Below are 21,792 nucleotides of genomic sequence, written 5' to 3'. Positions count from 1 at the left end.
CTTCAGCTCTTGCCGCGCGGCGTGTAGCCGGCGACTTCCAGGCCGTAGCCGGCCATGCTGGGCATGCGCCGCGGCGCGCCCATGAGGTTCATCCTGCGCACGCCGCACTCGCGCAGGATCTGCGCGCCGATGCCATAGCTGCGCAGGTCCATGCGGCCGCGTTCCGGCGCATGCGAGGCGCGCGCCGTGCCTTCGAACTGCGCCAGCAGCTGCTCCGCGCTCTCGCCGCAATTGAGCAGCACCGCGACGCCGCGGCCGGCCTGCGCGATGTGCTTGAGGCTGGCGTCGAGGCTCCAGGAGTGCATGGAGCGGTCCAGCTCCAGCGCGTCCAGCACCGACAGCGGCTCGTGCACGCGCACCGGGACTTCGTCGTCCGGCTGCCAGCGGCCCTTGACGAGCGCCAAGTGCAGGCCGGCGCTCGGCTTGTCGCGCCAGGCGTGGGCGACGAACTCGCCGTACGCGGTGGCCAGCGGGCGCGTGCCCAGCTTCTCGACCAGGCTCTCGTTCTGGCTGCGGTAGGCGATGAGGTCGGCGATGGTGCCGATCTTCAGGCCGTGCTCGGCGGCGAACAGCTGCAGGTCCGGCAGCCGCGCCATGGTGCCGTCGTCCTTCATCACCTCGCAGATGACGGCCGCGGGCGTGAAGCCGGCGATCGCCGCGAGGTCGCAACCCGCCTCCGTGTGCCCGGCGCGCATCAGCACGCCGCCGTCCACCGCCTGCAGCGGGAAGATGTGGCCGGGCTGCACCAGGTCCTGCGCCTTCGCGTGGCGCGCGACCGCCGCCTGCACCGTGCGGGCGCGGTCCGCCGCGGAGATGCCGGTGGTCACGCCTTCGGCGGCCTCGATGGACACGGTGAACGCGGTCCCCATCTTCGTGCCGTTGCGCGCCACCATGGGCGGCAGCTGCAGCCGTTCGCAGCGTTCGCGGGTGAGCGTGAGGCAGATGAGGCCGCGGCCGAACCGGGCCATGAAGTTGATGGCTTCGGGCGTGACGTGGTCGGCCGCCAGCACGAGGTCGCCCTCGTTCTCGCGGTCTTCCTCGTCGACGAGGATGACCATGCGGCCCGCCCTGATCTCGGCGACGATCTCCTCGACCGGCGACACCGGGACGGGAGTGAGCTGCCCCACCGGGGCCCTTGCGTTCATGGCGTGACCTTTCCGGCGCCCAGCATGCGCTCGACGTAGCGCGCGATGAGGTCGATCTCGAGGTTGACCCGGCTGCCCGCCGCGAGGGCATGCAGCGCCGTGTTCTCCACGGTGTGCGGGATCAGGTTGATGGAAAGCGCGGTGCCGTCCGCGCGGTCTTCGATGCGGTTGACGGTCAGGCTCACGCCGTTGACGGTGATGGAGCCCTTGTACGCAAGGTACTTGCCCAGGGAGGAGGGCGCCAGGATGCGCAGCTCCACGCTTTCGCCCACCGGCTGCAGGGCCAGCACCGTGCCGACGCCGTCGACGTGGCCCGAGACGAGGTGTCCGCCCAGGCGGTCCTGCGGCCGCAGCGCCTTTTCGAGGTTCACCGGTCCCGGCTCGGCCAGGCCGGCGGTCTTGTCCAGCGATTCGGCGGAGATGTCGATGGTGAACCGGCCGGCGGCCGCGTCGAGCGACGTGACCGTCATGCAGGCGCCGTTGAGGGCGATGCTGTCCCCCAGCCCCACGTCCTCCAGGTAACCCGCCGGCGTGCTGATGGTCAGCCGCTTGCCGTGCTGCTGGGAAGATCCGAGGTCGTCGATGGCGGCGATACGCCCGACGCCGGTGATGATGCCGGTGAACATCCGGCCATTTTCGCAGACTCGGGGGCCGGGCCCCGGCGCGGCGGACGATGGGCCTAGAAGGCGGCGCGGCCGGGGATCCGCGCCAGCACGCGCAGGTCCGCGCCCACCCGGTCCACCGAGACGAATTCCAGCGCGACGGCTGCGTCGAGCTCCTGCAGCGGCCCGATGTTCACCATGCCCTGGCCCGGTCCCAGCAGCTTCGGCGCGAGGTACACCAGGAACTCGTCGACGAGGCCTTCGCGCAGCAGCGAACCGTTGAGCTTGAAGCCGGCCTCGACGTGCAGTTCGTTGACGCCGCGGCCGGCGAGGTCCCTGAGCATGGCCGCCAGGTCGACCTTGCCGCCGTCGCCGGGCAGGTGGACCACGGTCGCGCCGCGCGACTGCAGGGCCGCTTCGGCGGCCGCGTCGTGCCGGGCGGCATAGATCCAGACCGGCCGGTCGGGCACCTGGAAAAGGGCGGCGGAGCCGGGCGTCTGCAGCCGGCTGTCGACCACGACCAGGGGCGGCTGCCGCGCCACGCGGGCCTCGCGCACGTCCAGCCGCGGGTCGTCTTCCAAGACCGTGCCGATGCCGGTGAGGATCGCCCCCGCCCGTGCGCGCCACGCGTGCCCGTCGGCACGGGCCGCGTCGCCGGTGATCCACTGGCTGCGGCCGTTCGCCAGCGCCGTCTGCCCGTCCAGCGATGCGGCCACCTTCAGCCGCACCCAGGGTGTGCCCCGGATCATCCGGCTGAAGAACCCGATGTTCATCTCGCGCGACTCCTGCGCGCCGGGGCCGACTTCCACCTGGACGCCGGCGGCCTGCAGCCGCGCGAAGCCCTGGCCCGCGACCAAAGGATTGGGATCGCGCAGCGAGGCGACCACGCGGGCGATGCCGGCCGCGACGAGCGCGTCGCAACAGGGGCCGGTACGGCCGTGGTGGGAGCAGGGTTCCAGCGTCACGTACGCCGTCGCGCCGCGGACATCGGCACCGCGCGCCGCCGCATCGCGCAGCGCCATGACCTCGGCATGCGGGCCGCCCGGCTGCTGGGTGAAGCCTTCCCCCAGCACCCGGCCGTCGGCGTCCGCGAGGACGCACCCGACGCGCGGATTGGGGTCCGAAAGCGGGAAGGCTTGTCGCGCGAGCTCCAGGGCCCGGCGCATGCTCAGAGCGCCGAGCACCCCGTGGTGCCGACCTTGCAGGAGCGCGTGCGCCCCGAGGTGTCGACGATCACCATGCTGGAGCGGCCCTTCGTCGACAGCACCAGGCTGCCGTTCCCGTTGCCGCCGCCGGTCAGCCGCGGAAAGCCGGCACCGTTGAACATGAGGTAGTTGGAGGCCAGCGAACCGGCGGAAGTGCCCACCGTGACGTCGGACGACAGGGCGGCGTGCTCCATCACCAGTTCGTCCGTGCCCGCGTCATAGTCGTTGTCCCAGTTCGTGTCGACGTACACGAACCAGCCGGAGCCCCAGCCCGTGGCGGCCTTCGTCTGCACGAACGCATTGCGGCCCGACTTCAGCGCCGCGGTCTTGGCGGTGCTCGCGGCCAGCATCAGGTTGCTGACGCTGTCGGAAAGCTCCGCATTGCGCCGGAACTCGACGAAGCTCGGCACCGCGACCAGTCCGAGCACCCCGATGATGGCCAGGGTGACCAGGACCTCGATCAGCGTGAAACCGGCGAGGCGACGGCGCGTGCGCATGGCGGCCCCCTTCTTCACTTCCAGCATTTCGTGCTGGTGGCCGGGACGCAGCGGCGGCGCCCCTGGGTATCGATGGCGATCAGCGTGGCCTGCGGATCGGAGTAGCCGGCGATCGGCTGCGCGAAGACCTCGATGCAGTCCGTCTTGGCCGGAGTGACCGCCCCGATCGGCTGGCACAGCTGGGCCCCCAGCACGTGCTTGCTCTCGGCCAGGGTGTTCCCGCTGAAGGCCCTGAAGGGAAGCGTCGCCGGGTTCCCGGCGGCGAAAGTCTCGTAGGTATTGCGCTGGGTCATGTAGCGCTCCTGTTGCTGCAGGAGGCTCAGGACGGCGGTCCGCGCCTCCGCCCGGCGGCCCTTGCGGACCTGGTCGGTGTAGGCCGGGTAGGCCACCGCCCCGAGGATCCCGATGATCGCCACGGTGATCATCAGCTCGATCAGGGAGAAGCCCCGGCTGTCGGCTTTCGTCATGTTCCGCTCCTGCTTCACGGTGCGGCCTTGTTGGCCTGGAAGTTGTTCAGCTGGCGCCAGCTGAGTCGGCCCACCTGCATGCTGTAGGTGCTGGTCAGAGAGCTGGGCTTCAGGCCCTTGGCGCCCTGCGTGATCACCCCGAGCTTCTCCGTGGCCGTGCGCTGGCCGGCCGTGTCGCTGATGGTCAGGCTGGTGCCGCCGAGCGTGATCACCAGCGGCGCGGCCAGCACGCCCACTTGCGATTCCTCGGAGACGCCGCCGCCGGTCAGCGAATTCAGGATGTACAGCCGTCCGCCACCTTCGCCGCAGGAGCCCTTGGTCGGGTAGATGGAGCCGAACAGGATGCTTCCGCCCATGGCCGTGATGTCGCTGATCTGCCGTTCCGCGATGCTCGGGTCGAAGTCGAGGTACCACCCGGCCTTCTCCCCGGCGCCCGTTCCCCAGACGAAGCCCGGGACCGTGACCGTGTTGCCGCTGATCGTGCCGCCCTGCAGGGCCGACCGGTCGGCAATGACCGCGGTCTTGGTGTCCAGCACGGTGTAGAAGCTGGCCGAAGGCGCCAGCGGCACGGTGGTGTCGCTCACTTCGAGGAACTTGCCCGTTCCGAAGGCGATCATCCGGTTGCCCATGAATCCGTTGATGACGGTGGGCTCGCCCGTGATCGGCTGCACGTTGCCGGCGGAATTCTTCGCGATGAACATCGGCGCGTTGCCGCTGATCATGTTGAAGGTGGAGAAATTGGTCGCCGCGGTGGTCACCAGGCTCCCCGTGCCCTTCGTGCTGAAGTCGAACTTCCAGAGGTTGCCCTGCATGTCGCCGCCGTAGATCTGGTCGACAGCGCCGGTGACCGCGTTGCGGGTGGCCGTGAAGCCCACCAGCCCCTTGGCGATCGAGTTGTCGCTCTGCGGCAGTTCGATGCGCCAGAAGTTGGTGCCCTCGACCCACTTGTCCGTGAGGGAGGGAACGAAGCCCAGGTCCAGGAAGAACAGCGAGGCGTTGCCCGAGGTCAGGGCGTTGCCGTCCGTGGCGTTGTTGTTCACCCCGCTCGCGACCACCGCGAACCACTTGTACGTGTGGGTGGTCGCCGTGCTGTCGGTCACGCGGAACTTCAGGATCTGCGGGGCGCCGAGCACGTTGCCCATCGCCGGGTGGTCGCGGTCCGTGAACTCCCACAGGACCTTGTCCTTGCTGAAGGTGGCGGGATTGGTGACGTCCAGGGCGTACACGCCCTGCGCGCCGCCACCGACGCCGGACACCAGCGTGGTGCGCCATGCGCCGCGGTAGAAGGCGTCCGCCACCGCCGGGGTCGCGTCGGCCAGGCTGGCGTGCATGTAGTCCAGGTCGGGGAGCTGCGAGAGCTTCGACGAGAGGAAGCCCGGCACATAGGCGAAGGCCTCGGCGCCGGTGTCGTCGTAGAAGGCGTGCAGCATGCCGTCGTTCGCATTGACGTACAGCGCCGACTTGCGGGACTTGTTGGCGTCGTAGAAGTCGCGGAACTCCTTGCCGGCCTGGGACAGGGACGGCTTGCCGACGTAGACGATGCCGGAGTTCACGACGTCGCCCAGCACGACGTCGCGTGGGCGGAACGGCCCCGTCTTGTTGGTGGCGGACTGTTCCTTGCGGCGGTCGCCGCGCAGGTAGTCGAGGCGATCGCTGCCGAACGCATCCACCACGCCGTCGAGGGTGTTCAGGGCCGTCTGGTGCGCCGTCGGGAGGTTGGCCCACTTGAAGGGCGCCGCCGCGTCCACGCCCTGCCGCCCGAGCGGCGGTCCGATGACGATGTTGCGGTCCGCGCCGTGGTCGACCTTGGTGCGGTTGGTCAGGATCTGTCCCGCCTCCCAGGTGGGCGTGGAACCGAGTTCGATCGTGTTGTCCGCGGCCAGGGAGATCGGGTACTTCAGCAGGCGCCCGCTCCAGTAGTTGGCCACGGGGTTGAAGCGCGCCTGGTACACCGAGGCCGATTCGGAGGAAGTCAGACGCGTGGTGGAGATCGCGCCACCCGCGATGGAGCCGGTTTCCTCGACGACCCGGGCGAACACTTCGGCCAGCGCATCCAGGAACTTCTGCGCGTCGCTCGCCAGGAAGTAGTTCTTGGCGTCGCCGTCGGCGCCGATCCACAGCACGTTGCTGCCGGGCTGGTACGGGTTGCCGGTCTGCGCGGCGGCGCGGTCGTTGAAGCCACCGTACTTGGCAGCCAGGTACAGCTGGCGCGTGCGGCGGAACGTGGTCGAGGCCGTGCTCTTGGAGTTCTCGTTCACGTCGATGGCGAACGTCTGCACCCGGGCCTTCGGATAGGTGATGTTGAACGTCTGCGTGTTCGCCCAGTACGCCATGCCGGCCATGTGGTACGAACCGGTGCCGGCGCCGGTGGTCTGCGAGTCCAGCGTGCTGAAGTCCACCGCGTCGTTGCCGCTCAGGCCGCCCGTGTTGATCACGGTGTTCGGGTTGCTGGTGGTCTGGTTGCGGCCCTTGCTGTCCTTGTAGGCGACGCCCAGGTTGCCTTCGAAGCCGCCCACGACCTTCGACCAGTAGGGGGCGTCCAGGTCCGGCCAGGCGGCCTTGGCCCGGGCGGAGTCGTCGGTCGCATTGCGGGTGCTTCCCGGCACTTCGTGGTCGCTGTGCGTGAACACGTCGGCGATGGTCAGGATGCTGTTGCGCAGGCAGCTCGCCGCGTCGCCGGTCGTGTCCTGGAAGCCGTCGAACGGATCGGTCCAGGTGTCGTAGACGGGGAAGTTCTCCTTCAGCCGCTTGATCTGGGTCGCGGTCCCGGTCAGGGACACGGCCTTGCTCGTGGGCTGCTTGCCCTGCAGGTAGCGCAGCGCCTCGTAGTACATCTCCGTCACGGGGTCGTACGTCTTGTAGTCGCCCTTGATGTCCAGCGTGCCGAACTTGTTGATGTACATGATCGCGCCGCTGCGGGGATGGCCCTGGTCGCCGTACGTCGCATGGCCGGCCTGCGGGTTCTCCTTGAGGACGCCGGTCAGCGGATCCCATTCGGCGTGCGGGTTCGCGGCCGCCTTCAGGTTGAAGTTGGCGTCATAGTCGTTGGGGCCCAGGTACTTCATGGGCGAGCGCATCACGCCGCCGTAGCGGGTGCGCTGGTCGTCGTTGAGGTAGCCGAACACGGAGACGCGCAGGCTGTCGGAGTTCACCTGGAACTGGCCCACCGGCTTGTAGAAGGACTTGTTGCCCTTCTCGTACTTCTTGCACAGACCGCGCCAGAGCTTGGTCTGCGGGTCGTAGGTCATCAGGCGGTTCGTGGCGGTGTTCGGGTCGCACACCATGTTCCGCACTTCGTAGTACTTCGCGTTCGACGGACCGATCAGGTACGGATGTTTCTTGTCGTCCGCGCTGGTGCCGTGCGGGCTGGCGCAATCCCCGGACGTGTCGTTCGCGATCGAGAAGTAGACGCGCTCGCGGCAGTTGTAGATGTAGAGGTTTCCGCCCGCCGGGATCTGGTTGGCCACGCTCGTCTCGATCATCTTGGCGGCAACCGCCTTGGAGATCGACTTCGTGGGGAAGTAAGAGCCGTTGCGGTAGAAGTCGTCCGGCAGCCAGGCGCGTTCCACGACGGTCACGCCGTTGCCCGTGTCCTCATCCATCACGCGGTTGCCGCCCGTGAGGCCGTAGCGCAGGATGTCGATGGCCGACGAAGTGGCCCAGTTCATGAAGTTGCCGTTGAAGCCGCCGCCGCCGCAGTCGTTGTCGGCAGGCATCGCCTTCTGCCAGTCGAAATAGGCACCCTTGCCTCCGCTCGCCGGCACGTGCTTGTAGCAGGCGTTCGGGTCGAAGTAGCCGACGTATTCCGTGTTCGGGTCGAAACCGGCGCGGTAGGTGGCGCCCACGGTGGGGAATTCCACCGACAGCGCGATGGTGAGGTTGCCCTTGGCCTTGGCGCCGTTCATGTACAACGGCTCGGTGGCCAGCTGCACCAGCGGCGGGCTGGACTGTCCGATCACCAGGCTGGCGGCCGCGACCAGGCTGCCCAGCAGCGTGACCTGCAGGACGCGTTTCGCTCGGGCGGGCAGCGGCGGAATGGGAAGTGCGAACATGGCGGGTTACTCTTTCCTGAAGAACATTTGCAGGACAGCCTGCGTGTCCTCACGTGGGCCGAATCCGATGGCCGTGACGCGATAGATGTTGCGTTGCACCGTCGCACTGCCGCCGGGGGTGAGGTCCGGCAGCACTTCGATGATGTAACGCGGCCTGCGGGCCGGACGGACGCCGTTGCCGGTGTCCAGCGTCCTGCCGGTGAATTCGCCGAACTCCACCGTCCTGGCGTTGGCCGAGCCGTCGAGGAAGTTCACCGTGTACCAGATGGGCTTGCCCGCCAGCGCAGGCAGGCACAGGCCGCGGTCGGTCCCCGTGCCGCACCCGTCGGTGAAGCCGAGCAGGCTCGTGGGGCTGAACACCGCCACGCGGCTCGCGCCGCTGGTGTTCGGCCCCCGGATGTCGAATTCCGCGTCGAGCAGGGCGGCCTCCGCGGCCTGCCAGGCGATCTGCCAGTCGCGGTCGTAGCGGGTGGAGCGCTCGCTGAGGAGGGTCATCTGCGTGACCGCCACGCCCATCAGGCTCAGCACCGACAGGATGATCAGCACGACGATCATGCTGAAGCCGCTGGCGCGGCGCGGGGCCGTGCTCGGGCAGGGGGTTTTCCGGGCGTTCATCGTGTGCTCAGGTCGTTGCGCAGGTGGACGGTGAAGTTGACGACGCGGCGCAGGCGTCCGTCGGCCGCCGTCGCCAGCGTGCTCCCGACGTCGTTCGTGTGGGCGTAGGCCACCCCCAGCGGGTTGAAGCTGCCGGTGACCCTTTCCTGGGCCGAACCCGGGGCGCCGCGCAGCAGCAGGCCGACGCGGATGGCGCGGACGCGGCGCCAGTTCTCACGGGTGGCGGCCGCATTCCCCGCGACCTTGAGCTGGTCCGCGCGCAGCCAGCGGTCGACGATCGTGTCCCCCAGGGCCGCGGGCGGCGTCGACAGGGGCGTCACCCGGTCCGTGCCGTAGAGGACCTGCATGGCCTCGACGCCTTCCACCAGCGGCTGGCCGGCGACCCACGCGGCGGTGGCGCGGTTGTAGTAGGCGCAGTAGAGGCCCGGCTCGCCGGCGGCGTCGCGGTCCACGTAGAAGATGTTGGCGGCGCGTTCGTCGAGGCTGCCGGTGGCGAGGCCCGGTTCGGACTCGCCGCGGCAGTTCACCATCGCGCCGTCGGCGGTGGGGTTGCCGGAGCCCTGGAACCGGACGACGAGCACGTCGCTGCCGTTGGCGCAGCTGGTGTCCGTGACCGCGCCGCAACCGCTGGTCCGGCTGCTGTCGGTCATCGTCGTCGATCCGCTGATGGCCAGGGTGCCGGGCGATGCGTACAGCGCGTTGTTCCAGCCGAACAGGTCGGGCTCCGGATCGCCGCCCATGCGCTTGACGATGGCCCGCGTGACGAGCGGGTCGGCGCCCTGGTCCTCGAAGCCGGCCTGCGCGATGACGCGCGCGACCGTGTCGGCGGCGAACCGCTCGCGGTCGATGAGCTGGGTCGTGGCGTCGACGGAGTTGAAGCCGGTGCGGCCGACCACGAGGGTCACCATGGCGGCGATCGCCACGAGCAGGCCCAGCGTCAGGGCAACCAGCATTTCGACCAGCGTCACGCCGCGCTGGCGGCCCAGGTGCAGTGTCTTCATTCGTTGCTCCCCGCGGTCAGCGGCAGCACCAGCATCGGAAGGGTCGCGTCGCCGACGGAGGTGAATTCGGTGACGCCCAGGGTGTTGGAGCGGTTCCAGGCCAGCTTGAGCACGGCCACGTTGCCGGTGTTGGTGCAGTCCCACTTCGGCAGGCCGCCGGCGTCGAACGGGTCGGCGTCCATGCAGACGCGCACGCGGGGGTTCGGCAGCGTGTCGCGCAGCCGGATCCGCCATTCGTACGCGTCCCAGGCGGCGATCTGGAGGCCCGTGGCGCAGGCGTTCTGGTAGCAGTTCGGCGTCGGCGAGGTGAGGGTCGTGGGCGGGCTGGTCACCAGCGTCTGGTCCAGCAGGTAGGGGTTGGCGGCCGCGGTCGTCTGGATGGCGACGAGGTGGTTGCCGCGCATCTTCTCCGCCAGCTCGCGGGCCAGCGCACCGGCCAGGGCCTGCGAGCGGACCTCGCGGCTGTTGCGCATCCCCGCGGCCTGCATGCCCACCGCACCGAGGACGCCGATGCTGAGGATCACGATCGAGACGAGCACTTCCACCATGCTGAAGCCCCGGGAGGAGCGCATGGCGGCGGGCCGGATGGAATGCGGGCGGAGCGAGCTCATGCCGCGAGTTTAGGCAGCCCGGCCGTGGTTCGCGACCCGCGCATCGGGCGTGTTCCACCGTCCGTCAACACTCACATCCGCCCCTCGGCGCAGGGCTACCGCACGAGCGAAATCGCCCTCTGGCGAGGGCTTCGGCAAGTGCCGCCGCGCACCGCGCGCGGCTCCACTTTCGCACGGCCCGCAGGCCTCCTGTTCACACGCCGGAAAGGGGTCGCCGGCCTACCTTTGCGGCCTGGAGGTGCCCATGCCGAAGTCCCGCGGATTCAACCTGGTCGAGCTCCTGGTGGTGCTGGCCGTCGCAGCGGTCGCGCTCGCAGCGGGCGCTCCCTCCATCGCGGAAGCCATCCATGCGGCGCAGCTGCGATCTGCAGCGAGCACCTTCGTGTCGAGCCTGCACCTGGTGCGCACCCAGGCGCTCCTGCGGGGCAGCCCGGTCGCGATGTGCAAGTCGGCCGATGGCCAGTCCTGCAGCGCCGCCGGCGGCTGGGAGCAGGGCTGGCTCGTCTTCCACGACCCGAACGGCAACCGGTCGCCCGACCCGGGAGAGGCGCTGATCTACCGCGGCGAGGCGCTGGCCGCCGACCTGGTCGTGACCGGCAACGAGCCGGTGGCGCGCGTGATCGCGTTCTCCACGCTGGGTGGGCCGCGTGGCGCCGGCGGCGGCATGCTGGCCGGGACGGTCACGATCTGCCGGCGCTCGCCGCAGCAGGGTCCGGCGCGCACCATCGTGCTCGCTTCGGGCGGACGGGCCCGCGTGCAGGAGGGCTCGGTGGGGAGTTGCGGGTAACCGCGGAGGGCGCGGCGCTCAGCGCCGGATCTCGTCGACCACGCTCTTGAAGTCGTCGACGTCCTCGAAGCTGCGGTAGACGCTGGCGAAGCGGACGTAGGCCACCTTGTCGAGCTTCTTCAGCTCGCGCATGACGAGTTCGCCGATGCGCGAGCTGGGGATCTCGCGCACGCCCAGGTTCAGCAGCTTCTCCTCGATGCGCTCCACGGCGCCGTCCACCTGCTCGGTGCTGACCGGGCGCTTGCGCAGCGCCAGGTGGAAGGAGCCGAGCAGCTTGGCACGTTCGTACTCGATGCGGCGGCCGTCCTTCTTCACCACCGCCGGGAAGGTCACGTCGGGCCGCTCGTAGGTGGTGAAGCGCTTCTCGCAGTGGGCGCACTGCCGGCGCCGGCGGATGAAGTCGCCGTCCTCCGCCATGCGGGTCTCCACCACCTGGGTGTCGGCATGGCTGCAGAACGGGCATTTCATGGCGCTACCTGTAGACCGGGAAGCGGCGGGTGAGGGCGTGGACCTTTTCGCGAACGGCCGCGATATTGGCGGCATCGCGCGGCTTCTCCAGCACATCGGCGACGAGATTGGCCGTCATGCGGGCTTCCTCTTCCTTGAAGCCGCGGGTCGTCATGGCCGGCGTGCCCACCCGCACCCCGCTGGTGACCATCGGCTTCTCCGGGTCGTTCGGGATCGCATTCTTGTTGATGGTCATGTGGGCTTCGCCCAGCACGGCCTCGGCTTCCTTGCCGGTGATGCCCTTGGAACGCAGGTCCACCAGCATCACGTGGCTTTCGGTGCGGCCGCTCACGATGCGCAGGCCACGCTGCACCAGCGTCTCGGCCACCACCTGGGCGTTCTTGACGACCTGCTGCTGGTAGGCCTTGAACTCGGGCGACAGCGCTTCCTTGAAGGCCACCGCCTTGGCGGCGATGACGTGCATCAGCGGACCGCCCTGCAGGCCGGGGAAGATGGCGCTGTTGATCGCCTTCTCGTGCTCCGGCTTCATCAGGATGAAGCCGCCGCGCGGCCCGCGCAGGCTCTTGTGGGTGGTGGAGGTCACCACGTCGGCGTGCGGAACCGGGTTGGGGTAGACGCCGGCGGCGATCAGGCCGGCGTAGTGGGCCATGTCGACCATGAAGATCGCGCCGACGTCCTTGGCCACCCGGGCGAAGCGCTCGAAGTCGATCCGCAGCGAATAGGCTGATGCGCCGGCGATGATCAGCTTGGGCTTGCTCTCGTGCGCCTTGCGCTCCATCGCGTCGTAGTCGATGGCTTCTTCCTTGTTCAGGCCGTAGCTCACCACGTTGAACCACTTGCCGGACATGTTCAGCGGCATGCCGTGCGTGAGGTGGCCGCCTTCGGCCAGGCTCATGCCCATGATGGTGTCGCCCGGCTTCAGGAAGGCCAGGAACACGGCCTCGTTGGCCTGGGCGCCCGAATGGGGCTGCACGTTCGCCGCCGGGGCGCCGAACAGCTGCTTGATGCGGTCGATGGCCAGTTGCTCGGCGACGTCGACGTTCTCGCAGCCGCCGTAGTAGCGCTTGCCGGGATAGCCTTCGGCGTACTTGTTGGTCAGCTGGGTGCCCTGGGCGGCCATGACGGCGGGCGAGGCGTAGTTCTCGCTCGCGATCAGCTCGATGTGCTCTTCCTGGCGGCGGTTCTCGGCCTGGATGGCGGCCCAGATCTCGGGGTCGGTCTGTTCGATGAGGGTCTTGCGGTCGTACATGGCGGTCCTATGGCGTGGCCCCCGTGCGGAGACGGAGGGTGCCCAGGCGAACGGCTGGATCACGGGGCCGGAAGGTGCTTCCGGTGCCCGCGGCACGCTCCCCAGTGGTAGACCACGTCAACGGCCCGCTGCGGGGCCGCCTATCGCCAGTCGCGTACGGGCGCTAGTTTAGCCTAGGAGACGACGTGGGCCGGCGCCGGCGCGGCCTGTTCCGGCTCGACCTGCGGGGGAATGGCCGGGGCCATCGTGCGCAGCGGCACGGGCGGCGTCACCAGCGGCACCACGCGGCCGTTGGCCACCTGCTGCAGGCGCTCGTGCTCGGCCATCACCTTGGCCGCATAGCCGTCGTCGTGCGGCAGCAGGGCGGCGCCGACGTAGTGCTTCAGGCCCCCCTGCACCGAGCCGGCGCGCTGGATGCACTCCTGCAGGACCTTGGCGCCCACGCGCAGGTTGGTCACGGGGTCGAAAGCCGCCAGCTTGCCGCCGAAATTCTCGTACTTGTCGCTGTGGATGCCGGTCATCACCTGCATCAGGCCCTGGGCGCCGACCGGGCTCTGGGCGAAGGGGTTGAAGCTGGACTCGACCGCCATCACGGACAGCAGCAGCAGGGGATCGATCTTGTTGCGGGCGCCGATCTCGTAGGCCTCGGCCACCAGCGCGCTGAGCGGCTCGGGCGCGACGCGATACTTCTTGCTGAGCCAGTAGGCCACGGCGGCCTGCTGCTTCGGGAGCTCCTTCGGATTCAGCGCGGTGGCGCGGTCGATCGCGTCGAGTTCGGGCACGAGGCCCATGGCCTGCACGTGGCGGGCCTGCAGCCAGGTCATGAGGCGGGACTCGCCGGCCTGCTGCAGGTCCGGACGCGCCAGCAGGGTGAGGACGGTGAACACGGTGGCAAGGCCCACGACGGCAAAGCCGTTGTGGGTGATCTCGAAGAAGCCTTGGGCGACGTCCGCGACGAACGTCTGCACGCCCTTGGCCAGTTTTCCTAGCGCTGTCATAGCACTTCCTTTCTGCGCGCGGATCCGCGTCTTCGTGCCGCTGCAAGCGGCACTCTCACCGTCGGCTCCTCGCTTGGATTGGTACGCCATCGGGAAAACGGAGGGCTCGCTGGAGCACCTGTCACGTCTTCACCGACTTCGCCGGGTTCGGCAGCGGGTGGGTCGTTCCCGGTCAGGGGCGGGAACGGGGCGGATTCTAGGAGGCTGCTTCATACCCGGTCAAGGATCATTGCCTGCTTCTTTATGCTTCCTGAAACATATGGAGTCGATAATTTAGGGCTGAGCCAGCCGGAAGTTCCGTAGTCGGAGCCCGCGGACCGCTGTCAGCCATGCCTGACAGGCGGCCGGATGCTCCTTTTTCAGGAGCGAACGGCGAGCCGGAGCGTCCTCCGTGCCGCTCGTCGGTCCCTTGGGCGGCGGTCGCCATCCGTCAGGAATGGCCGGGGGAAACGGCTGAGCGACCCGCAATCGCGCCTTGGAGCACCATTGAAAAGTCGATTTGCAATCCCCGGGGGCGTCGCCTAAGTTGGAAGGGCCCGAGCGATCGGGCATCAGCCGGTAGGGCCACACCCGTGGCAGCCCCGGCCCCACTTGGAAGCAATCTTTGCTTCCGGCGCGACGCGGACGTCCCGTTCGAGTCGCGAACCCAGACGGCACCGACTCGGGTCGGACCGTCAAGCCCGGCAGGCGGCTTCAGGCTCCTGGCCGGGCTTCCTCTTTGGGGCCGCCATCGCGCATCCTCCATATATGCACGGCGCGTGCGGGCACGCGCGGCGCCCGCACCCCCTGCGCCCGTTCGCGGCGAGAATACGCACCTTGCCCCCTGCCAGGGGGCTTTCCTTTCCCACCGAACAAGACTTGTGAGCAGCTTGAAATCCCACGACACCCAGGCACTGGACACGCTGACCGGGGGCGCCTTTTCCGCCCCGACGTCCGGCGAACGGGCGGCCCGCCTGCGCGACTGGCTGGCCGGCGAGCCCAGCGCCGAACAGATGCAGGAGGTGTTCCGCGAGCTGAGCGCCCGCGACAAGGGCGCCGCCCGCCTGCTGCGCGAGAAGCTGGACGAGATCAAGCGCGCCAAGGGCCAGGAGGCCATCGCGGCCGAATGGGCCGAGAAGGCCCGTGGCCTGCTCGGCCAGCCGCGCCTGAACATCGCCGACGCGATGGCGTGGCAGCGCGACGCCGCCAAGGCCGGCGCACCCTTGAGCCGCGAGCCGCTCGCCTCCGTGAAGGCTGAACTCGCCGACCGCATCCGAGGCATCGAGGACCTGCAGAACCGCGTGCAGATCCAGCGCGAGGCGGCCGTGCTGCTCGCGCAGCGCATCGAGGTGCTGTCCACCAAGTCCTGGCAAGACGCGCAGGCGGCCGCCGACGCGCTGCGCAACGACGTGCCGGCGTGGCAGGCCCAGGCGCAGGCCCTGCTCGACGACGCGAACTGGGTGAGTGTCGACCCGAAATTCCCGCCGTTGCTGGAAGCTTCGCGCGCGCAGCTGCAGGTCGTCTGGGATGCGTTCCAGAGCGCGCTGGCGCAGGCGGTCGCCGCGGCCGCCGACGCGAATGCCGCGCTGCCGCCCGTGCCGGTCTGGGCCGATGAACTGCGCCAGGCGCGCGGCGGTCCGGCCGAGGCCGCGCCGCCGAAAGCCGCGCGGCCGAAGGCCGACCCGGAGCAGCGGGCCCATGCCGGCAAGGTGGTCGGCGATGCGCTGGCGAAGCTGGAACAGGAAGTCGCGCAAGGCCATGGCAAGGCCACGGTGGGCGCGGCGAACGCGTTGCGCAACGCACTGAAGGAACACGGCAAGCTGGTGGACGACAAGCTCGAGGCGCAGGCGCATGCCGCGCTGGGCGCCGCCACCGAACTGGAAGGCTGGCAGCGCTGGCGCGCCGACCAGCTGCGGCAGGAGCTCGTGGCCAAGGCCGAGGCGCTGTTCGAGACGGTGCCCGCCAAGCCGCGCAAGCCGGCGCGGGTGAAGCCCGGAGACGGCGAGGCCGCTCCTGTCGCCACCGGCGAGGCCGTGGAAGCCGCGCCCGCGGAAGCCGCCGCGCAGGACCTGCCGGCGACGGCGGAAGCGGTCCCGGCCGCGGCCGAACCGGACGACCGGCCGGCGCCCGAGGCGGTGGCGGAAGCCGCCACTCCCTCCGGCCCCGCCGTGCGCAAGCCCCGCTATGGCGGCCGCAAGATGCAGGAGACCCTGCGCAGCCTGCGCGAGCAGTGGAAGCAGGTCGACCAGGGCGGCCCGCCGAACCATGCCCTGTGGAAGCGCTTCGACGAAGCCTGCAACGAAGCCTACAAGGTGGTGCAGGAGTGGCTGGACAAGGTCAAGTCGGAAGCCGCGGAACACCGCACGGCGCGCCTGGCGCTCATCGAGGAAGTGAAGGCCTGGGCCGCGGCCCATCCCGACGCGCCCAACGGCGACTGGAAGGGGTTCAACCGCGCGCTGCACCAGTTCTCGGACCGCTGGCGCGAGGCCGGCCACCTGAGCGAGAAGGCGTTCGCCGAACTGCAGCCGCAATGGAAGGAAGCGATCGGCCTGGCCGCAGCCCCGCTGGACCGGGCCCAGAAACAGAGCATCGAGCGGCGCAACGCGATGATCGAGGAGGCCAGGGCGCTCGGCGACGCGCCCATGCTGCGCATCGATGCCGTCAAGGCGCTGCAGCAGCGCTGGCAGGCGGAGGCGCAGACCGTGCCCCTGGACCGCAAGCAGGAGCAGAAGCTGTGGGACACCTTCCGCAAGCCGATCGACGACGCCTTCAACCGCAAGACCGCGGAGCGTGAGAAGGCGAGCGCCGCCATGAGCGGCCGCGACCGTGCCGTGCTGGAAGCGTCGAAGGCCGTCGAGCAGGCCACCGCCAGCGGCGACGCCCAGAAGATCCGCGCGGCGCTCGCCGCGCTGGAGCAGGCCGTGCGCGCCCGCGACGACGCGAACGCCGCCGCCGCCCCCGTGGGCGCGAAGCCTGCCGCGTCGCCGGTCGATGCGGCAACCGCCGACGGCGGGGCGGAAAGCGCCACCGCCGAAGGCGCGCCCGCCGAAGGCCAGGAGGCCGCCGCACCCGCGGCCCCGCCGAAGCCGGCACCCAAGCCGGTCGTGGCGATGCGCGGCGACGACCGTCCTGGCGCCCGTCGGGCCGAACCCGCCATGGCGGCCCGCCCCGGCAAGTTCGACAGCCGCCGGCCCGGCCCCGGTGGCCGCGACATGCGCGACGAGCGCCGTCCCTTCGGCCGCGACCGCGACGATCGGGAGGACCGTGGCCCGCGCCTGGGCGACGCGGCCTTCCGCGCGCAGCGCGATGCGCTGGAGCACGCGCAGGCGGCGCTGCGCAAGCTGGCGGCGCAGGCGCACGGGGAGGCGCTGACGCAGCTGATGACCGCTTGGGAGCAGCGCTCCGCCGAGCAGGTGCCCAGCCACCAGGAACTCGGCAAGGCCGTGGGCCCGCAGGTGCGCCAGGGCTGGACGCAGGCGCTGGGCAAGCCCGCCGGTGGCGACGCTTCCGAAGCGCTGCTGCGCCTGGAGATCGCCGCCGACGTGCCCACGCCGGCCGACCAGATCACCGCCCGGCGCGCGCTGCAGCTGCAACTGCTGACGCGCCGCAACGATCCGTCGCCGCAGGAGACCTGGGGCACGGACGTGGCGAAGGTGCTGGCGACCGGCTACGACGCGAACGCGGCGCGCCGGCTGCAGAACGCCCTGAAGGCGCTGCTGCGCGGAAGGTGAGCGGTGGGCGGGCCGCCGTGCCCGCCGCCTTTACCCCCGGCGGTAGAAGCCGTCGAACAGCGCCGTGAGCTCGGGGAAGTCCTGCGTGAAGCGGGCGCGGTTCACGAAGTAGCCTTCGCACGCGACGGCGAAGAACTCGTCGATCGCGGTGGCGCCGTAGCCGTCCAGCCAGGGGTGTTCCTCGCCGAAGCGCTCGGCGCGGATCACCGCCTCGCGGAAGCGCTCGTAGTTCGCCTCCATCACCTGCAGCCACGCGCGCCGGGCCTGCACCGAGGCCAGCGGCGGGCAGCCGTCGGGCGCGCCGTCGCGCATGTCGATCTTGTGGACGAATTCGTGGATCACCACGTTGAACCCGGTCTCGGCGGAAGCGCCGGCCTGCGCCACGTCGCGCCAGTTCAGCATGACCGGCCCGCCTTCCATGGCCTCGCCGGCCAGCACTTCGTCCCAGTCGTGCACCACGCCGGTCGCGTCGACTTCCGTGCGCCGCGCCACCACCTCGTCGGGGTGGACCACGATGCCGACGAAGTCGTCGTACCAGCCCAGCCCGAGGTGCAGGACCGGCAGCACGGCCTGGGCCGCGATGGCCAGCGCGATCTCGTCCGTGATGACGAGGCCGCCGGCACCGTGGAACTCCTTGCGCGCGAGGAACTCGGCGGCGAGCGCCCGCAGGCGTGCGGCTTCAGCCGCCTCCCGCTCCGCGAGGAAGGGGTAACGCCGCAGGGTGGCTTCCCACAGCGCGTCGGGCAGCGCCGGGACGCGGCGGCGGCGCAGCCAGGACCACATCAGGCGAGCGCGATGCGCCGGACGTCGCCCTCGCGCGTGATGCGCAAGGCTTCCATGCGGGGCGGCTGCGCATGCGCGTCCCAGTCGCTGAGGACGATGCGCCGGTGCGTCGCGTCGAGCGCGTGTTCGGCCGGCCGGTGGGTGTGGCCATGCACCAGCACCGGGGCGCCGGCGGCCCGCAGCCAGGCCAGCGCGGTCTCGGTGTCGACGTCGGCGTAGAACCGGTCGGTCTGCTTCAGCTCCTCGCTCTCGTTGCGCAGCCCGCGCGCGACCTCCTGGCGCCTGGTCAGCGGTTGCGAGAGGAAGGCGTCCTGCCAGCCCGGCGCCCGCACCTTGGCGCGGAACGCGAGGTAGTCGGTGTCCGCCACGCACAGGGCGTCGCCGTGCGAGAGCAACCAGCGCTGCTCGCCGAAGAGGAAGAGGGTGGGGTCCGCCAGCAGCGCCAGGCCGGTCGCCCGCGCCAGGCGCTCGCCGACCAGGAAGTCGCGGTTGCCGCAGAGGAAGAAGAGCGGCAGGCGCCGCGCCGTGTCGCGCAGCACCTGCGCGCACTCCGCCTCGAAGCCGGGCGCCTCGGCGGCGTCGTCGCCGACCCAGGCCTCGAACAGGTCACCCAGGATGAAGAGCGCGTCCGCCTGCGTCGCCGCCATGTAGCGCCGCCACGCTTGCACCGTGGCGGGCTGCGACGCCTGCAGGTGCAGGTCGGAGATGCACTCGACGGTGCGCCAGCCGGGCGCGGCGCGCAGTTCCTGCGCCGGCGGCGGCTGCATCGCGTTCAGACGACGACGGCCTTCTCGATCACGACGTCCGCCTTGGGGACGTCGCCGTGGCCGCCGCGGTTGCCCGTGGCCACGCCCTCGATGGCGTCGACGACTTCCTGGCCGGAAACGACCTTGCCGAACACCGCGTAGCCCCAGCCTTGCGGCGTGGGCGACTTGTGGTTCAGGAACTCGTTGTCCGCCACGTTGATGAAGAACTGCGCCGAGGCCGAGTGCGGCTGGTTGGTGCGCGCCATCGCCACCGTGTAGCGGTCGTTCTTCAGGCCGTTGTTGGCTTCGTTCTCGACCGGTGCGTCGGTCGGCTTCTGGGACATGCCGGGCGCGAAGCCGCCGCCCTGCACCATGAAGCCGCTGATCACGCGGTGGAAGATGGTGCCGTCATAGTGGCCCTTCTTCACGTAGTTCAGGAAGTTGGCGACGGTCTTGGGCGCCTTCTGCTCGTCGAGCTCCAGCGTGACGACGCCGTGGCCGGCGATGTGGAGTTCCACCTTGGGATTGCTCATGGGAAAACCTTTGTCTCTTACTTGACGAGCGTGGCCGACTGGATGACCACCGGCGTCACGGGGACGTCGCCGTGCATGCCGGCATTGGCCGTGGCCACGCCCTTGATCTTGTTGACGACGTCCATGCCTTCGACGACCTTGCCGAAGACCGTGTAGCCGGGCGCGTTGGGGCCGGGCGGGTCGAGCGTGCGCTTGTTGTCGGCGACGTTGATGAAGAACTGCGACGTGGCCGAGTCGGGGTCGGACGTGCGCGCCATGGCGATGGTGCCGATCTCGTTCTTCAGCCCCTTCGCGTAGGCCTCGCGGCCTTCGTGGGCCACCGGCGCGCGCGTCGGCTTCTCGGACATGTTGCGGTCGAAGCCGCCGCCCTGGATCATGAAGCGGTCGATGACGCGGTGGAAGATGGTGCCGTCGTAGTGCTTGTCGCGCACGTACTGCAGGAAGTTGGCCGCCGTCTTGGGGGCCTTGTCGGGATACACCTCGACGACGATGTCGCCGGCGCTGGTGGCGAACCTGACGCGGGGCGCCTGCTGGGCGGAGACGCCGCCGGCCATGCAGCCGATCACCAGGGCGGCCGTGGCGGCCCGGCGGGTGAGGGAAAACATCAGCCGATCACTCCTTCGTAGAAGATCTTCCATTGCGGCCCCTGGCGCACCCAGTACTGCCGCTTGACCGGGCCGCTGCGGGCGCCCGCGGCCACTTCGCCGAAGGTTACCACCATGGTGTCGGCCGAGTCGGTCCAGCGCAGCACCGACAGGTCCTTCATCTCGATCTCGCGGCCACGCGCGCGGCTGAGTTCGACCTGCAGCAGCGGCGTCCATTGCGCGAGCGTCTTGCCGTTGACGGCGAAGTCGGGCGTGTAGAAGGAAAGCAGCCGGCCGACGTCGCCGCTGGCCTTGGCATCGCGCCAGGCCTGCAGCACGTCCTTGAAGTGGCGGTGGTCGGTCTGCACGTGCGCCGGGTTCACCCAGCGCAGCGACTGCGCGATCACCACCGGCGTGGTGCGGACCTCCACGGTGCGGATGATGCGCTCGAGGTCGGGGTTGGCGAGCACCACGCAGCCGTCGGTGGCCTTGGGCGCGCGGGCGAACTGCTCCGGCGGCGTGCCGTGCAGCCAGATGCCGCGGCCCGTCTTGCCGCGCCGGGCGTCGTACGGGTTCGGGTAGTTGATCGGCAGGGCGCCCGCGCCGTAGAAGTCCTTGAGCGTCTTCGGGTCGAGGTTGCTGGTGATGTAGTAGACGCCCAGCGGCGTGCGCGCATCGCCCTCGACCACCTTCTCGATGCCGGCCTTGCCGACCGAGATGTAGTAGTCGGCCACCAGCTTCACGCCCTGCGGGCCGTTCTCGAACAGGTAGAGGCGGGCACGCGAGCTGTCGATGGCGATCGCATGCCTGTTCTTCGCCGACAGCTGCACGAACTGCGCGGGGACGGCACCGGCGGGCGGGCGCTCGCGCAGGGCGCGGATGCGCAACTGCGACTCCTCGCGCAGTTCCGCCAGTTGCTGGCCCGCGCTGCGCACCGCGGTGTCGGGCACGTCACCGAAGGCACGGACGGGCCGCTGCTGGGCCGTCAGCAGGTCGCCGTAGACGAGCTGGGCCAGGCTGAAGTTGGGATGGTCCTGGACCAGGCGCTCGGCCTTGGCGAGCGCATCGCGGGTGCGGGCCTGGCCGATCAGGCGGTAGATCTCGATCAGCCGCGCCTCGGCTTCGCCGTCGCGGGGCGCCGGCTTGCGGGCCGGGGACTGGGCCGCGGCCTTGCGCTGCGGCGGCGCGGCGGCCGCGGGCAGCAGCACCGCGAAGGCGCACAGCGCCAGCAGCAGCTGGCCGAACGCGGCCGGGGCGGTGGGGAGGTTCAACTGCACAACCTTCGCCGGGGGACGCAGCAGCGCCTCAGGCGCCGGTGCTCTCCCGGACGATCGTCCAGCGCCCGCCGCTGTTGACGAACTCCAGCGTCTTGCGGCTGGTGACGTTCAGCGAGTCGGCGCTGTACGCCTGGCGGAACTTCGCGACCGCCTTGCTGCCGGTCACGGTGACGTCCAGGTCGCTGACCTGCACGGTGATCTTGTTCTTGCCGACGATGCGGGCGCGGCGCTCCTGCTCCCAGGCCGCGCGCGACAGCTTGCCGGGCGGGTCGAACTCCTTGCCGTAGGCGCCCAGGTAGGCCGACATGTCCTTGCTCGCCCAGGCATTGGCCCAGGCCCGGACGGCGGCTTCGACGTCGCGCGAGGCCGTGGCGCCGGCGGCGGGTGCGGGTGCGGGTGCGGGTGCGGCGGCAGGGGCTGGCGCGGGAGCCGCCGCCGGCGCCGCTGCCGGCGCGGGTGCGG

Annotated in this window: 20 protein-coding genes; 2 read left to right on the top strand and 18 right to left on the bottom strand. The window is 70.1% G+C overall.

What is annotated here, in order from left to right; genetic code table 11:
- Nucleotides 1-2: 2 nt before the first annotated feature.
- The 9 genes from ribBA to pilV are packed head-to-tail and all read right to left on the bottom strand — an operon-like array spanning nucleotide 3 to nucleotide 10,195.
- Entirely contained in the window at nucleotides 3-1,145 is a 1,143-nt protein-coding gene (gene ribBA / locus IM787_RS19700; protein WP_193678431.1) for a bifunctional 3,4-dihydroxy-2-butanone-4-phosphate synthase/GTP cyclohydrolase II, read from the bottom strand.
- Complete coding sequence (locus IM787_RS19695; RefSeq protein WP_193678430.1) at nucleotides 1,142-1,771, bottom strand: riboflavin synthase; 630 nt, start codon at nucleotides 1,769-1,771, stop codon at nucleotides 1,142-1,144. Before IM787_RS19695 ends, ribBA begins: the two co-directional genes overlap by 4 nt.
- Before the next feature lie 53 nt (nucleotides 1,772-1,824).
- On the bottom strand, nucleotides 1,825-2,913 hold the full coding sequence (ribD, locus tag IM787_RS19690) for a bifunctional diaminohydroxyphosphoribosylaminopyrimidine deaminase/5-amino-6-(5-phosphoribosylamino)uracil reductase RibD (RefSeq protein ID WP_193678429.1): 1,089 nt from the start codon (nucleotides 2,911-2,913) through the stop codon (nucleotides 1,825-1,827).
- 2 nt (nucleotides 2,914-2,915) lie between these two features.
- A complete protein-coding gene (locus IM787_RS19685) occupies nucleotides 2,916-3,449 on the bottom strand; it encodes a GspH/FimT family pseudopilin (protein WP_193678428.1) in 534 nt (177 codons plus the stop codon).
- Nucleotides 3,450-3,463: 14 nt separating this feature from the next.
- Entirely contained in the window at nucleotides 3,464-3,916 is a 453-nt protein-coding gene (locus tag IM787_RS19680) for a type IV pilin protein (RefSeq protein WP_193678427.1), read from the bottom strand.
- Between the two features lie 14 nt (nucleotides 3,917-3,930).
- Nucleotides 3,931-7,968: a pilus assembly protein gene (locus IM787_RS19675; protein ID WP_193678426.1), complete on the bottom strand. Its 4,038-nt coding sequence runs from the start codon at nucleotides 7,966-7,968 to the stop codon at nucleotides 3,931-3,933.
- A 6-nt stretch (nucleotides 7,969-7,974) separates the two neighbouring features.
- A complete protein-coding gene (locus tag IM787_RS19670; RefSeq protein WP_193678425.1) occupies nucleotides 7,975-8,583 on the bottom strand; it encodes a pilus assembly PilX family protein in 609 nt (202 codons plus the stop codon).
- Nucleotides 8,580-9,584 carry a PilW family protein gene (locus IM787_RS19665; protein WP_193678424.1) on the bottom strand — a complete coding sequence of 335 codons (1,005 nt, stop codon included), beginning with the start codon at nucleotides 9,582-9,584 and terminating at the stop codon, nucleotides 8,580-8,582. The genes IM787_RS19670 and IM787_RS19665 overlap by 4 nt, the downstream gene beginning before the upstream one ends.
- Nucleotides 9,581-10,195: a type IV pilus modification protein PilV gene (gene pilV / locus IM787_RS19660; RefSeq protein ID WP_193678423.1), complete on the bottom strand. Its 615-nt coding sequence runs from the start codon at nucleotides 10,193-10,195 to the stop codon at nucleotides 9,581-9,583. Before pilV ends, IM787_RS19665 begins: the two co-directional genes overlap by 4 nt.
- 244 nt (nucleotides 10,196-10,439) lie before the next feature.
- Between pilV and IM787_RS19655 the strand changes: the two genes are divergently transcribed.
- Nucleotides 10,440-10,982 (top strand): GspH/FimT family protein, encoded by a 543-nt coding sequence (locus tag IM787_RS19655; protein ID WP_193678749.1) that lies wholly within the window; start codon nucleotides 10,440-10,442, stop codon nucleotides 10,980-10,982.
- Nucleotides 10,983-11,000: 18 nt separating this feature from the next.
- Here the strand turns inward: IM787_RS19655 and nrdR are convergent, their stop codons facing one another.
- From nrdR to IM787_RS19640, 3 genes are all read right to left on the bottom strand, one after another.
- The gene (gene nrdR, locus IM787_RS19650) at nucleotides 11,001-11,450 is read right to left on the bottom strand and encodes a transcriptional regulator NrdR (protein WP_193678422.1); all 450 of its coding nucleotides are present in this window, start codon (nucleotides 11,448-11,450) and stop codon (nucleotides 11,001-11,003) included.
- 4 nt (nucleotides 11,451-11,454) lie between these two features.
- The gene (gene glyA / locus IM787_RS19645) at nucleotides 11,455-12,699 is read right to left on the bottom strand and encodes a serine hydroxymethyltransferase (RefSeq protein ID WP_193678421.1); all 1,245 of its coding nucleotides are present in this window, start codon (nucleotides 12,697-12,699) and stop codon (nucleotides 11,455-11,457) included.
- Nucleotides 12,700-12,872: 173 nt separating this feature from the next.
- Nucleotides 12,873-13,697, bottom strand: a complete 825-nt coding sequence (locus tag IM787_RS19640; RefSeq protein ID WP_193678420.1) for a lytic transglycosylase domain-containing protein — start codon at nucleotides 13,695-13,697, stop codon at nucleotides 12,873-12,875.
- An 860-nt stretch (nucleotides 13,698-14,557) separates the two neighbouring features.
- On the opposite strand from IM787_RS19640, the gene IM787_RS19635 reads away from it, so the two are divergent.
- Nucleotides 14,558-17,407 (top strand): DUF349 domain-containing protein, encoded by a 2,850-nt coding sequence (locus IM787_RS19635; protein ID WP_354004453.1) that lies wholly within the window; start codon nucleotides 14,558-14,560, stop codon nucleotides 17,405-17,407.
- Nucleotides 17,408-17,437: 30 nt separating this feature from the next.
- Here the strand turns inward: IM787_RS19635 and IM787_RS19630 are convergent, their stop codons facing one another.
- The 6 genes from IM787_RS19630 to IM787_RS19605 form a co-directional block, all read right to left on the bottom strand.
- The gene (locus tag IM787_RS19630; protein WP_193678418.1) at nucleotides 17,438-18,190 is read right to left on the bottom strand and encodes a M90 family metallopeptidase; all 753 of its coding nucleotides are present in this window, start codon (nucleotides 18,188-18,190) and stop codon (nucleotides 17,438-17,440) included.
- Nucleotides 18,190-18,957: a UDP-2,3-diacylglucosamine diphosphatase gene (locus IM787_RS19625; protein WP_193678417.1), complete on the bottom strand. Its 768-nt coding sequence runs from the start codon at nucleotides 18,955-18,957 to the stop codon at nucleotides 18,190-18,192. Before IM787_RS19625 ends, IM787_RS19630 begins: the two co-directional genes overlap by 1 nt.
- Nucleotides 18,958-18,962: 5 nt before the next feature.
- Nucleotides 18,963-19,469 (bottom strand): peptidylprolyl isomerase, encoded by a 507-nt coding sequence (locus IM787_RS19620; protein ID WP_193678416.1) that lies wholly within the window; start codon nucleotides 19,467-19,469, stop codon nucleotides 18,963-18,965.
- A 17-nt stretch (nucleotides 19,470-19,486) separates the two neighbouring features.
- On the bottom strand, nucleotides 19,487-20,074 hold the full coding sequence (locus IM787_RS19615; RefSeq protein WP_193678415.1) for a peptidylprolyl isomerase: 588 nt from the start codon (nucleotides 20,072-20,074) through the stop codon (nucleotides 19,487-19,489).
- Complete coding sequence (locus IM787_RS19610; protein ID WP_435531175.1) at nucleotides 20,074-21,324, bottom strand: L,D-transpeptidase family protein; 1,251 nt, start codon at nucleotides 21,322-21,324, stop codon at nucleotides 20,074-20,076. The genes IM787_RS19615 and IM787_RS19610 overlap by 1 nt, the downstream gene beginning before the upstream one ends.
- 34 nt (nucleotides 21,325-21,358) lie before the next feature.
- Nucleotides 21,359-21,792: YybH family protein (locus IM787_RS19605; protein WP_193678413.1), on the bottom strand; the 434-nt coding region annotated here is incomplete at its 5' end.

This window comes from Ramlibacter pallidus (assembly GCF_015070875.1).
Taxonomy (GTDB): domain Bacteria; phylum Pseudomonadota; class Gammaproteobacteria; order Burkholderiales; family Burkholderiaceae_C; genus Ramlibacter; species Ramlibacter pallidus.
The sequence above is the reverse complement of the archived record's forward strand: the minus strand, read 5'-3'. Positions and strand labels throughout refer to the sequence as shown.